The 12758-nt window shown below is 72.9% G+C and carries 11 protein-coding genes; 8 read left to right on the top strand and 3 right to left on the bottom strand.

The window, feature by feature from the left end:
• Positions 1-371: 371 nt before the first annotated feature.
• The gene (rsgA, locus tag ACZ3YL_RS28310; RefSeq protein WP_465660287.1) at positions 372-1493 is read right to left on the bottom strand and encodes a ribosome small subunit-dependent GTPase A; all 1122 of its coding nucleotides are present in this window, start codon (positions 1491-1493) and stop codon (positions 372-374) included.
• A 352-nt stretch (positions 1494-1845) separates the two neighbouring features.
• Entirely contained in the window at positions 1846-2907 is a 1062-nt protein-coding gene (locus ACZ3YL_RS28305) for a cytochrome c oxidase assembly protein (RefSeq protein ID WP_465660286.1), read from the bottom strand.
• Between the two features lie 302 nt (positions 2908-3209).
• Here ACZ3YL_RS28305 and ACZ3YL_RS28300 point away from each other — a divergent pair, with 302 nt between their 5' ends.
• Positions 3210-4997, top strand: coding sequence for an FtsW/RodA/SpoVE family cell cycle protein (locus ACZ3YL_RS28300; RefSeq protein WP_465660285.1), 1788 nt, complete (start codon positions 3210-3212; stop codon positions 4995-4997).
• Between the two features lie 214 nt (positions 4998-5211).
• Here ACZ3YL_RS28300 and ACZ3YL_RS28295 read toward each other — a convergent pair whose 3' ends face one another.
• Positions 5212-6642, bottom strand: a complete 1431-nt coding sequence (locus ACZ3YL_RS28295; RefSeq protein ID WP_465660284.1) for a YihY/virulence factor BrkB family protein — start codon at positions 6640-6642, stop codon at positions 5212-5214.
• A gap of 234 nt (positions 6643-6876) precedes the next feature.
• Here ACZ3YL_RS28295 and ACZ3YL_RS28290 point away from each other — a divergent pair, with 234 nt between their 5' ends.
• The 7 genes from ACZ3YL_RS28290 (at position 6877) to ACZ3YL_RS28260 (ending at position 12673) form a co-directional block, all read left to right on the top strand.
• The gene (locus ACZ3YL_RS28290; protein ID WP_317621159.1) at positions 6877-6960 is read left to right on the top strand and encodes a putative leader peptide; all 84 of its coding nucleotides are present in this window, start codon (positions 6877-6879) and stop codon (positions 6958-6960) included.
• 196 nt (positions 6961-7156) lie between these two features.
• Positions 7157-8890 carry a nitrite/sulfite reductase gene (locus ACZ3YL_RS28285; RefSeq protein ID WP_465660283.1) on the top strand — a complete coding sequence of 578 codons (1734 nt, stop codon included), beginning with the start codon at positions 7157-7159 and terminating at the stop codon, positions 8888-8890.
• A complete protein-coding gene (locus ACZ3YL_RS28280) occupies positions 8887-9066 on the top strand; it encodes a hypothetical protein (protein WP_465660282.1) in 180 nt (59 codons plus the stop codon). The genes ACZ3YL_RS28285 and ACZ3YL_RS28280 overlap by 4 nt, the downstream gene beginning before the upstream one ends.
• Positions 9047-9748 carry a phosphoadenylyl-sulfate reductase gene (locus ACZ3YL_RS28275; protein WP_465660281.1) on the top strand — a complete coding sequence of 234 codons (702 nt, stop codon included), beginning with the start codon at positions 9047-9049 and terminating at the stop codon, positions 9746-9748. Before ACZ3YL_RS28280 ends, ACZ3YL_RS28275 begins: the two co-directional genes overlap by 20 nt.
• Positions 9749-9795: 47 nt before the next feature.
• Positions 9796-10377 (top strand): adenylyl-sulfate kinase, encoded by a 582-nt coding sequence (gene cysC, locus ACZ3YL_RS28270; protein ID WP_188305894.1) that lies wholly within the window; start codon positions 9796-9798, stop codon positions 10375-10377.
• The gene (gene cysD / locus ACZ3YL_RS28265; protein ID WP_188305890.1) at positions 10374-11330 is read left to right on the top strand and encodes a sulfate adenylyltransferase subunit CysD; all 957 of its coding nucleotides are present in this window, start codon (positions 10374-10376) and stop codon (positions 11328-11330) included. Before cysC ends, cysD begins: the two co-directional genes overlap by 4 nt.
• The gene (locus tag ACZ3YL_RS28260; RefSeq protein ID WP_465660280.1) at positions 11330-12673 is read left to right on the top strand and encodes a sulfate adenylyltransferase subunit 1; all 1344 of its coding nucleotides are present in this window, start codon (positions 11330-11332) and stop codon (positions 12671-12673) included. The genes cysD and ACZ3YL_RS28260 overlap by 1 nt, the downstream gene beginning before the upstream one ends.
• Positions 12674-12758 lie beyond the last annotated feature (85 nt).

Raw genomic sequence — 12758 nt, 5'->3', positions numbered from 1 at the left:
ACCCTCCGCCGCCACCACCTCCGCGCCCAGCCCACCCTCCGTCCCGCCCACCCTCCGTCCCGCCCACCCTGCCCACCACACGCACCGTGCCCACCGCACCTACGCGGCTAGCCGGCCTGGCCGCGGCGCCCCGGCGTCCCGGCGTCCCGGCGTCCCGGCGTCCCGGCGTCCCGGACCGATCCCCGCACCACCCCCGCCTCGCCATGCCCTGCCCAGCGTTGCCACGCCTCGCCCTGCCTCGCCCCGCACTGGCCGGCCGCCGGCCGACCGGTCAGTGCGGGTGGTCACGCCCGGCCGCGCCGGGTCGAGGCTCAGCTGTCGGACCAGGGGGCCAGGCCCCGGGCCCGACCAGGCCCGGCCCCAAAGCCGGCTCAGCGCTTCACCGGACCTCCCGCAGCACGCATCGACTTGGTGATCGCCTTCCACTTGTTCAGCCGGGCCTTGGCGACCCGGGCGTCCGTGCGCGAGGCGATCCATTCGCTCTCGCGCTGGAGCTTGAGGTAGCTGTCCATCCGGCGCTGCGGCAGGGTGCCGTCCTCCAGCGCCGCCCGGACCGCGCAGCCGGGTTCGGTGTGGTGGTTGCAGTCGTGGAAGCGGCAGTTCTCGGCCAGCTCGGCGATGTCCGCGAAGGCCAGGTCCACGCCCTCGCCACCGTAGAGGCCGACCTCACGCAGCCCGGGGGTGTCGATCAGCACGCCACCACCGGGCAGCGGTATGAGTTCGCGGGTGGTCGTGGTGTGGCGCCCCTTCTGGTCGACCTCGCGGGCCTCCTGGACGGTCATCACGTCGGCACCGACGAGCGCGTTGGTGAGAGTGGACTTGCCCACACCGGACTGGCCGATCAGCACGGTGGTGCCGGGAGCGCAGGCGCGGAGCACGTCGATGCCCTCGCCGGTCTCGGCGCTGACCACCAGTACGGTGACGCCCGGCGCGACGGCTTCGACGTCGGCCCGGATGAAGTCGGCGTCGTGGACCAGGTCGGCCTTGGTGAGGACGACCAGCGGTTCGGCACCGGACTCCCAGGCCAGGGCGAGGAAGCGCTCGATCCGCCCGAGGTCGGGATCGACCGCGAGCGAGGCGGTGATCAGGACGGTGTCGACGTTGGCGGCCAGCACCTGGCCGTCGGAGCGCTTGCCGGCCACCTTGCGGATGATCGCGGTGGAGCGCGGCAGCAGCGCGGAGACGGCCGCCATCGGCTGGGCGTCCAGGTCGACGGCTGCCCAGTCGCCCGTGCACGGGCAGTTGATCATGTCGGCGTCGCCCACCGGCCGGGTGTCGAGCCGGACGGTGCGCAGCCCGCCCGCTTCCGGGTCGGCCAGGACGGCGTCGCACTGGCCGCGGTCGACTCGGACGATCCGGGCCGGGAGCAGCCCGGCTTCGGCGAGCGGGGCGAAGCGTTCATGGAGCTCGGGCGTCCAGCCGTAGCGGGCCAGCGGGGAGCTCTCGGTGGCGAGGGGGGAGGAGAACGACGGAACGGAGGCAGCGTTGAACAACGCAGTGGCCCTTCGGGAGGAGATGATCCCGGCGGGCTACGGCTGGCGCGAAGGGCTCAGCCGGCGGCCGGGAAGAGGAGGTGAACGCGTGCGCTGCCCAGGGCAGCTATCGGGGCGACAACGACCACGGGGGTCCACCTCCTGCTCTCTACTCCTCGGGCGGCCCAATGGCTCCCGAACCTGATGTGTCACACGCTAGTGGGGCGGTCGATCGCTGCCAACCTGTTTTTGACCTGCGAAAATGCGCTCCGAAGAGCCACAACAGGGCCACAACAGGACCACCAGGGGCCAAAGTTGGACCGGCAGCCGAAGAGCCGGCCGAGGAACCGGCGGGGAGCCGACGAGGAAGCGCCTAGCCCCCGTACCGGTGCTTCAGGTTCGGGTCGTCCAGCCACCACGGCCGCATGCCGGTCTCCTCTTCCTCCGGCAGTCCGGCCTCCCTCGCCTGCGCGGCCTGCGCCTCGAAGCGGGCGTCCAGCTCGGCGTCCACGGCCTTGATCTCCTCGCGCCCCTGCACCACCATCCGCCGCACCAGCGCGGCCACGAACGGCAGCCCGACGAGGTCCCCCAGCACCCAGAAGGCGTTGCCGCCCCAGGTCTGGTCCTGGGCCAGGCTCGGCCCCCAGGGCCGCCCGAGCGCCACGTAGTAGTGCTCGGCGACGAGGTGGCCGCCGTAGATCAGCACGATCCCCAGCCCCGCGTCGAAGATCACCTCGGCGAAGGTGATGAACAGCCCGACCAGGTGCGGGTACTCATGCCCGACGGGGTCGAGCTGCAGCCGCGGCCAGAAGTAGGCGAGGCCGAGCAGCACCAGCGCCAGGTGCAGCACCACGTTCCCGATGCCGCTGGAGAGCGACCACTCGTACCAGGGCGTGAAGTAGAGGAGCCACGGCGGCGCCATCAGCAGTGCCGTGGAGACCGCCGGGAACATCAGCACCTTGGACGGCCGGCTGCGCAGCGCCCGCAGGATCCGTTCCCGCCGGCGCTCCGGCGAGGACTCGGCCAGCAGCGAGACGGGGGCGCCGAGCGCGAGCAGCAGCGGGACGACCATGAGCAGCAGCACGACCTGCACGGCCCGGTCGGTGAAGAGGATCCGCTCGTACACCCCGAGGCCGGAGCAGGTGCACCAGATCCAGAGCAGCAGCCCGCCGAGGAAGGCCGCGGTACGGGTGGGCTGCCAGCGGCCGCCGTCGCCGCGGTTCACGGTGCGCACCGCGGTCAGGTACCAGGCGCCGAGCAGCACCGACAGGGCGAGCACCAGCGGTTCGAGGGTCCAGGAGGTGGCCAGGTCGGACCACTGCCACGCGGGCGGTCCGCCGTAGGCGAGCGTCTGGACCGCACCGTCGTGGCCGAGCATCCGGACCGCACCGTCGTGGCCGAGTGCCTGGGCCGCGCCGCCCGCCGCGCCGTTCATCCGTCTGCCCGCCTCTCCCGCACCCGCCACCCGGCCGTCGCCGGGGAGGCGCCGGGAGTCGCCGGGCAGGGGCCGCGGCGCCCGGCCATGATGGCCCTCCCGACCCGCCCCGCCGCAGCCGGGGCCCACCTCTATACCCCGCCCTGACCAAAGCTTTACCTGAGCCCAACAAAGCTTTACCAAGGCAAAGTTCTGCCCTTGCCGGGCCCGGAGGCGCAACCGGCGCGGGGTGAGGTTCGTCTGGCAGGATGCACCGTCGGCGATACCGGCCACGTGGGTGATGAACAAGGGGACGACAAGAGGTGCAAAGCTCTGCACGCGGCGAGGGCCGCCGGCTGGCCGCGCGCCACCGCAACATCGAGCTGGGCCTGCTGGCGCTCGCGGTGGCCGTCTGTCTGGCCGGACACATCGACGCCTCGCTGGCGCTGACCGACAAGCTGCCGCCCGGGCTGCTCGTCCACGGCCTGTCCCTCGGGGCGCTGGTCGTGGTGGCGCACCTGGCGGTGCGCCGGTTCGCGCCGTTCGCGGACCCGCTGATCCTGCCGCTGGGCGTGTTCCTGACCGGCTTCGGCCTGATGCTGCTGGACCGGCTGGACTTCAGCTACAAGGCCGCGCACGCCGCCAAGGGCGACTACCAGAAGCTCCCGGCCGCGCCGTCGCAGCTGATGTGGGTGTTCATATCGGTGGCGGCGGCGCTCGCACTGATCGTCTTCGTCAAGCACCACCGCTTCTTCCAGCGGTACGTCTACGTGATGATGGCGGGCGCGCTGGTCCTGCTGGCCGCGCCGGTGTTCTCGCCGACCGACAGCTTCGGCGCCAAGCGCTGGATCAAGCTGCCGGGGCTGCCGTCCTTCGAGCCGGACGAGTTCGTGAAGGTCGCGATCACGATCTTCTTCGCGGGCTATCTGATGGCCTCCCGGGACGCCCTGGCGCTGGCCGGGCGGAAGGTCTGGGGGATGACCCTGCCGCGCGGCCGGCACGCCGGGCCGGTGCTGGCGATCTGGGTGGTCAGCCTGATGGTGCTGATCTTCGAGCGCGACCTCGGCACCTCGCTGATCTTCTTCGGCGTCTTCATCGTGATGCTGTACGTGGCGACCGAGCGCACCAGCTGGGTGGTGCTGGGCCTGCTGATGGCGGTCGGCGGCGCGGCCGTGGTCGGCACCGTGGAACCGCACGTGCACGGGCGCGTCGAGGCCTGGCTGCACCCGCTGAACTACTACCCGCCGGTGAGCGACAAGGCGATCTCCGAACAGCCCGCCGAGGCGCTGTTCAGCCTCGGCACCGGGCACATGACCGGGACGGGCCTGGGCTCGGGCCGGCCGTGGCTGATCGGCTTCGCCGGGCGCAGCGACTTCATCTTCACCACCATCGGCGAGGAGCTGGGCCTGGCCGGGGTGACGGCGGTCCTGCTGGTGTACGTGCTGCTGATCCAGCGCGGCCTGCGCACCGCGATCGGCCTGACCGACCCGTTCGGCAAGCTGCTGGCCACCGGGCTGTCGGCGGCGCTCGCGCTGCAGGTGTTCGTGGTGGTGGGCGGCGTGAGCGGGCTGGTGCCGCTGACCGGCAAGGCGCTGCCGTTCCTGGCGGCCGGTGGCTCCTCGCTGCTGGCGAACTGGCTGATGATCGCCCTGCTGATCAAGCTGAGCGACTCCTCGGGGCGCACCGCCCTGGACCCGGTCCAGCCGACCCCCGAACCGCTCCCGGCACAGCCTGGACCGGCCGCCCGCCCGGTCGGCTCCGACCCGGCCTCGCCGGGTGCGGGCCAGACCTCCGGAGCGGGCCCCGGCCCCGGCCAGACCCTGGGCGCCGGCCAGACCCTCGGCGCGGGCCTGGACCCGCTGCCGGGCGCCGGCCCCGACCCGACCGGCGGGCCCGGCTCCACCGGGCCCGGCCTGACCGACCCGGGCGCCCCCACCGAACTGCGCTCCTCGTTCGGCCACGCCCCCGTCGCACCGCAGCGGCACGCCGCACCGCAGCAGCCCGGCGGACCGCAGCCCTCGTACGGCTACCCGGCGGTCGACGCGCAGCCCACCCAGGGCTACGGCCGGTCGCCGCACTCGCCCTTCCCCGAGAACCCGACCATCGGCTGACCACCGACCGACCGCACCCGGGCACCGAGCCCCCGGCAGGCCGACCGCACCGCCCGGCCGCCGATCGCCCCCGAACAGCACCCGACACGAATCGAACACGAACCGCACACCAGTCGATCGTGACCCGGACACCGCCGGACAACACACAGGGCCTCCCCCGCACCCGCGAGGGAGGCCCTGCCGTACGTCCGGCCCCGAGCAGCCGCACCGACCCCTACCGCTGCTCCCACGGCGGCCGCGGCGGCCTGGGCGGGTATCCCGGCACCTGCTGCCCCACCCCGGGCCCACCACCGGGCCCACCGCCGGGCCCCGAACCAGGCCCTGGGCCAGACCCCGCCCCCGGCCGCTCCGGCGGCGACCCCGGCGGCGGCCCAGGCGGCCCAGGCGGCGGCCCCGGCGGCCCAGGCGGCGGCCCCGGCGGCCGGTCGCTGTCCGGCGGCGGCGGGGCGGACCGGTGGTGCGGCCCGGGCCGGGCACTGAGGCGCCCGCGCACGTTGTCGGCGGCCAGCACGTCGGCCCACCGCTCGGGGTACTCGGCGGGCGCGTCGACGTCGTCGACCTCCTCCTCGCCCCACTCCTCCTCCAGGCCCTCGGCCAGTCCCAGCTCGCGGGCGCGCCGGGCCCGCTCGACGGCCCGCCGGGCGGCGACCTCGCGGACCACGGCGGCGGCGGCCTCCTCCTGGGCGCGCTCGTTCTCGGCGCGGGCGTCGGCGGTCTCCAGGGTGGGCCAGCGCCGGTCTATGGCGGCGTTCATGGCGGCGCCGATGAGCACCGCGAGGGCGACCACGAAGATCCACAGCAGTACGGCCACCGGCGCGGCCAGCGAGCCGTACACCGAGGGGCCCTCGACCGAGCTGATCAGGTAGAGCCGCAGACCGACGCTGCAGAAGACCAGCACCACCAGGGCGACCAGGGCGCCGGGGAGGTCCTCGCGCCAGGGCGTGGAGACCGGCACGGCGAGGTGGTAGAGGGTGGTCAGCGAGACGATCAGCAGCAGGATCGCGACCGGCCAGTAGGCGGCGCCGACGAGCCCGGCGGCGCCGGGGACGGCGTTCTCGACCAGTCCGGGCCCGGCCATCAGCAGCGGCAGCACCAGTGAGCCGATCACCAGGGCGCCGAGGTAGAGGCCGAGCGACAGCAGCCGGGTCTTGACGATGCCGCGCTTGCCGTCCAGCCCGTACATGACGGTGATGGTGTCGATGAAGATGTAGAGGGCTCTGGAGCCGGACCACAGCGACAGCAGGAAGCCGATCGAGATCAGGTCGGGCCGGGTGTGGTCGAAGACCTGGCTGAGCAGCGGCTTGACGACCTCGTTGACGGAGGAGTCCGACAGGACCGTCCCGGAGGCCGAGACGATGTCGTGCTTGAGCCGCTCGATGGCGTCCGCGCCGACGAACTCGTCGAGGTAGCCGAGGGTGGCGGCCAGGCCGAGCAGCAGCGGCGGGATGGACAGCAGGGTGAAGAAGGCCGCCTCGGCGGCGAGGCCGGTGACCCGGTACTCGACGCAGGTGTTGGTGGTGTCCCTGACCAGCTCCCACGCCGTACGGCGCCAGGCGGCCTGTTTGGCCGCGCGCCGGGAGCCCTTGCCCCGGCGCCGGGAGGGCCGTTCGGGGTTCGGTCTGCTCGTATCGCCTGCTGCTTGCACAGGGGTAACGGTATCGGGCCGGGGCGATCCGGTTGATCTCCGCGGGGGTACGGGCGCGTGTACCGCGGGGGTACGGGCGGGTGTGCCGCGGGGGTAGGGGCTCCCCGCGGGCCGCTCGACGGACGCCCGGCCGGGACCGGCGGCGACGCCCGGTTGTCCCATCTGTCGAAACTCCAGCGTCCAGTATGCGGATGTTAGTGGACCGCGAGTCCCGGGCCGTGCCAATCTCTTGCCATGTCTAGCGCCGGAACCACCCTGGTTGGTCGACTCCACGTCGATCTGCTTCGCGTGTCCAGCGCCATCTGTCCGGTGATCTGAGCCCCACCCCGCCGCACCACCGCACCCGGCGCCGATTCCACCGCCATCCCCGCACGAGCGGATGCGCAGGCGCCCGCCCGGCCCGGTCACTGCTCTCCCGGCCCTGAGAAACCCGCAGGTCACAGCAGCACCGCACGGCTGAGCACGCCCCGCGACCCACCCGGCGTCAGCGCCACCTGCCCAGAAGGACTTCACCATGGCCACCTCTCCCGAGCCCGCCGAGCCCACGGCCGACCGCACCGCCGCGCGTGGCACCGGCGCAGCCGCCGCGGCTCGCAAGGTGACCCGCCACCGCGGCGAGGGCCAGTGGGGCATGGGCCACTACACCCCCCTGAACGCCAACGAGCAGTTCAAGAAGGACGACGACGGTCTCAATGTGCGGACACGTATTGAGACGATCTACGCGCACCGGGGCTTCGCCTCGATCGACCCCGCCGACCTGCGCGGCCGGATGCGCTGGTGGGGCCTCTACACCCAGCGCAAGGAGGGCATCGACGGCGGCAAGACCGCGATCCTCGACCCGCACGAGCTGGACGCCGAGTACTTCATGCTCCGGGTGCGGATCGACGGCGGCCGGCTGACCGTCCCCCAGCTGCGGGCGATCTCCGAGGTCTCCGAGCAGTACGCCCGCGGCACCGCCGACCTGACCGACCGGCAGAACATCCAGTTCCACTGGATCCGGATCGAGGACGTCCCCGCGATCTGGCAGAAGCTGGAGGCCGTCGGCCTGTCCACCACCGAGGCCTGCGGCGACACCCCGCGCGTCGTCCTCGGCTCCCCGGTGGCCGGCGTCGCCCAGGACGAGATCATCGACGGCACCCCGGCGATCGAGGAGATCCAGCGCCGTTTCATCGGCAACCCGGACTTCTCCAACCTGCCGCGCAAGTTCAAGTCCGCGATCTCCGGCTCCCCGCTGCTGGACGTCGTCCACGAGATCAACGACGTCTCCTTCGTCGGCGTGGTCCACCCCGAGCACGGCCCGGGCTTCGACCTGTGGGTCGGCGGCGGCCTGTCCACCAACCCCAAGCTGGGCGTGCGCCTGGGCGCCTGGGTCCCGCTGGAGCAGGTGCCCGACGTCTTCGGCGGCGTGATCGGCATCTTCCGCGACTACGGCTACCGGCGCCTGCGCAACCGGGCCCGGCTGAAGTTCCTGGTCGCCGACTGGGGCGTGGAGAAGTTCCGCCGGGTGCTGGAGGAGGAGTACCTGAAGGTCCGGCTCCTGGACGGCCCCGCGCCCGCCGAGCCCGTCGCCCGCTGGCGCGACCACGTCGGTGTCCGGCAGCAGAAGGACGGCCGGTACTACATCGGCTTCGCCCCGCGGGTCGGCCGGGTCGACGGCAAGCTGCTCGGCCGGATCGCCGACCTCGCCGCCGCCCACGGCAGCGACCGGGTGCGCACCACCACCGAGCAGAAGATGCTCATCCTCGACGTCGCCGAGGAGCACGTGGAGTCGGTGGTGGCCGGCCTGGAGGAGCTCGACCTGCGGGTCACCCCCTCGCCGTTCCGCCGCGGCACCATGGCCTGCACCGGCATCGAGTACTGCAAGCTCGCCATCGTCGAGACCAAGGAGCGCGGGCGCACCCTGATCGACGAACTGGAGCAGCGCCTGCCGGACTTCGCCGAGCCGCTGACCATCAACATCAACGGTTGCCCCAACGCCTGCGCCCGCATCCAGGTCGCCGACATAGGCCTCAAGGGCCAGCTGGTCACCGACGAGCACGGCGACCAGGTCGAGGGCTACCAGGTGCACCTGGGCGGCGCGCTCGGCCTGGAGGCCGGCTTCGGCCGCAAGGTCCGCGGCCTCAAGGTCACCAGCGCCGGCCTGCCCGACTACGTCGAGCGCCTGCTGACCCGCTACCAGGCCGACCGCACCGAGGGCGAGCGCTTCGCCCAGTGGGCGGCCCGGGCCAGCGAGGAGCAACTGTCGTGAGTGAGCGAGCCGCACCGTTCTTCTGCCCGTACTGCGGGGACGAGGACCTGCGCCCGTCCGAGGCCGGCCACGGCGCCTGGGAGTGCCACGGGTGCCGCCGCGCCTTCCAGTTGAAGTTCCTCGGCCTGCTGTCACCGACCCACGGGAGTGCGTCGCATGAGCCGCACGACGACTGACCACGCGGAGCTGGCGGAGCGGGCCGGCCGCGAGCTGGAGGAGGCCACGCCGCAGGAGGTGCTGCGCTGGGCCGCCGACACCTTCGGCAGGCGGTTCTGCGTCACCTCCTCGATGGAGGACGCGGTGGTCGCCCACCTCGCCTCCTCGGTGTTCCCCGGCGTGGACGTGGTGTTCCTGGACACCGGCTACCACTTCCCGGAGACCATCGGCACCCGGGACGCGGTGGCCGCGACCATGCCGGTCAACGTCATCACGCTCACCCCGCTGAGGACGGTCGCCGAGCAGGACGCCGAGCACGGGCCCCGCCTGCACGACCGCGACCCGGACCTGTGCTGCTCGCTGCGCAAGGTCGAGCCGCTCAACCGCGGCCTCGGCGGGTACGACGCCTGGGCGACCGGGCTGCGCCGCGACGAGTCGCCGACCAGGGCGAACACCCCGGTGGTCGCCTGGGACCCGAAGCGCCGCAAGGTCAAGATCGCCCCGATCGCCCGCTGGACGCAGGAGGACGTGGACGCCTACGTCGCCGCGAACGGCGTGCTGCTCAACCCGCTGCTGTGGGAGGGCTACACCTCGATCGGCTGCTCCCCGCTGTCCTGCACCCGCAAGCCGGGCGAGGGCGAGGACGCCCGGGCCGGCCGCTGGTCGGGCTCCGGCAAGACCGAGTGCGGCATCCACCTCTGACCACCCGTCACCCTCACGTAAGGAAAGAACCCGTGACAGCTCACACCCTGGCCGCCGACGGAGCCGCAGGGGCGGCCCGCGCGGCCGCCCCCTGCGAGCGCGGCGCCACCGTGTGGCTGACCGGGCTGCCGAGCGCGGGCAAGACCACCCTGGCCTTCGCGCTGGCCGAGCGGCTGCGCGCCGAGGGCCACAAGGTCGAGGTCCTGGACGGCGACGAGATCCGCGAGTTCCTCTCCAAGGGCCTCGGCTTCTCCCGCGAGGACCGGCACACCAACGTCACCCGGATCGGCTTCGTCGCCGAGAAGCTGGCCGCCAACGGCGTCAAGGTCCTCGCCCCGGTGATCGCCCCGTTCGCCGACTCGCGCACCGCGGTGCGCGAGCGGCACGCCGCGGCCGGCACCGAGTTCCTGGAGATCCACGTCGCCACCCCGGTCGAGCTGTGCGCCGAACGGGACGTCAAGGGCCTGTACGCGAAGCAGGCGGCCGGCGAGATCTCCGGCCTGACCGGCGTCGACGACCCGTACGAGGCCCCGCTCGCCCCGGAGCTGCGCCTCCAGACGCGGGGCCGCGCGGTCGCCGAGTCCGCCGCCGAGCTGCACGCCTTCCTGACCGAGAGGGGTCTCGCATGACCACCGCGACCGACGTTCCGGGCCGCACCGAAGCCCACGGCGAGAACTCAGGGGGCCCCTTCGCGCTGTCCCACCTGGACGCGCTGGAGGCCGAGTCGGTGCACATCTTCCGCGAGGTCGCGGGGGAGTTCGAGCGGCCGGTGATCCTGTTCTCCGGCGGCAAGGACTCCATCCTGATGCTGCACCTGGCGCTCAAGGCCTTCGCGCCCGCGCCGGTGCCCTTCTCGCTGCTGCACGTCGACACCGGGCACAACTTCCCCGAGGTGATCGCCTACCGCGACCGCGTCGTCGCCGAGCACAACCTGCGCCTGCACGTCGCCCACGTCCAGGACTTCATCGACGACGGCCGGCTGCGCGAGCGCCCCGACGGCACCCGCAACCCGCTGCAGACCGTCCCGCTGCTCGACGCGATCGAGTCCAACCGCTTCGACGCGGTGTTCGGCGGCGGCCGCCGGGACGAGGAGAAGGCCCGCGCCAAGGAGCGCGTCTTCTCGCTGCGCGACGAGTTCGGCGCCTGGGACCCGCGCCGCCAGCGCCCCGAGCTGTGGTCGCTGTACAACGGCCGGCACGCGGTCGGCGAGCACGTGCGGGTGTTCCCGCTGTCCAACTGGACCGAGCTGGACGTCTGGCAGTACATCGCGCGCGAGGGCATCGAACTGCCGGAGATCTACTACGCCCACGAGCGGGACGTCTTCGCCCGGGGCGGCATGTGGCTGACCGCCGGCGAGTGGGGCGGCCCCAAGGACAGCGAGCCCGTCCAGCGGCGGCTGATCCGCTACCGCACCGTCGGCGACATGTCCTGCACCGGCGCCGTCGACTCCGACGCCACCACCATCGAGGCGGTGATCGCCGAGATCGCCGCCAGCCGCCTCACCGAGCGCGGCGCCACCCGTGCCGACGACAAGCTGTCCGAGGCCGCGATGGAAGACCGCAAGCGCGAGGGGTACTTCTAATGAGCACGACCATCGAGACCAGCGCCACCTCCCTGCTGCGCTTCGCCACCGCCGGCTCCGTCGACGACGGCAAGTCCACCCTGGTCGGCCGCCTGCTGCACGACTCCAAGTCGGTGCTCGCCGACCAGCTGGAGGCCGTCGAGCACGCCTCGCGCAGCCGCGGCCAGGAGGCGCCGGACCTCGCGCTGCTCACCGACGGCCTGCGCGCCGAACGCGAGCAGGGCATCACCATCGACGTCGCCTACCGCTACTTCGCCACCCCCCGACGGCGGTTCATCCTCGCCGACACCCCCGGGCACGTGCAGTACACCCGCAACATGGTGACAGGCGCCTCCACCGCCGAACTCGCCGTCGTCCTGGTCGACGCCCGCAACGGCGTGGTCGAGCAGACCCGCCGGCACGCCGCCGTCGCCGCGCTGCTGCGGGTGCCGCACATCGTGCTGGCCGTCAACAAGATGGACCTGGTCGGCTACGCCGAGCCCGTGTTCGCCGCCATCGCCGAGGAGTTCACCGGCTACGCCGCCTCACTCGGCATCAAGGACGTCCTCGCCGTCCCGATCTCCGCCCTCGCCGGGGACAACGTCGTCGAGCCGTCCGCGCACATGGACTGGTACGGCGGCCCGACCCTGCTGGAGCACCTGGAGACCGTCCCGGTCGGCAGCGACCCGAGCGCCGAACCGGCCCGCTTCCCGGTCCAGTACGTGATCCGCCCGCAGACCGACGAGCACCCCGACTACCGCGGCTACGCGGGCCAGTTGGCCTCCGGGGTGCTGCGGGTCGGCGACCCCGTCACGGTGCTGCCCTCCGGCCTGACCAGCACCGTCGCCGCGATCGACGCGCTCGGCCGCCCGGCGGACCTCGCCTGGGCCCCGCAGTCGGTCACCGTCCGGCTCGCCGACGACCTCGACATCTCCCGCGGCGACCTGCTCGCCGCCGGGGCGGCTCCCGCCCCCACCAAGGACATCGAGGCCACCGTCAGCCACCTCAACGAGCGGCCGCTGCGCGCCGGGGACAAGGTGCTGCTCAAGCACACCACCCGCACGGTGCGCGCGCTGGTCAAGGAGATCTCCTACCGGATCGCCCTGCCGACCAAGGCGGGCGACACCCTCGAACAGCGCAGCGGCGCCGAGGGGTTGAACGTCAACGACATCGGCCACGTCAAGCTGCGCACCGCCGAGCCGCTGGCCCTCGACGACTACACCGACAACCGTCGCACCGGATCCTTCCTGCTGATCGACCCGGCCGACGGCACCACCCTCACCGCCGGCATGGCGGGCGAGGCCTTCGCGACCGTACGCGTCGACGACGCACCCGGCGCACCCGACGAGGAGGACTGGGTCTGATGCCCAGCGAGGCGTTCTCGGGCATGGACAAGGAAGGCGGCCGCATCGGCAGCGGCGTCCTCGGCAGCGGCCAGGGCGGCTTGAC

The sequence above is a fragment of the Kitasatospora sp. NPDC023176 genome, from assembly GCF_055560495.1.
Note: the sequence above shows the minus strand (reverse complement) of the source record. Positions and strands in the feature narration are given on the sequence as shown.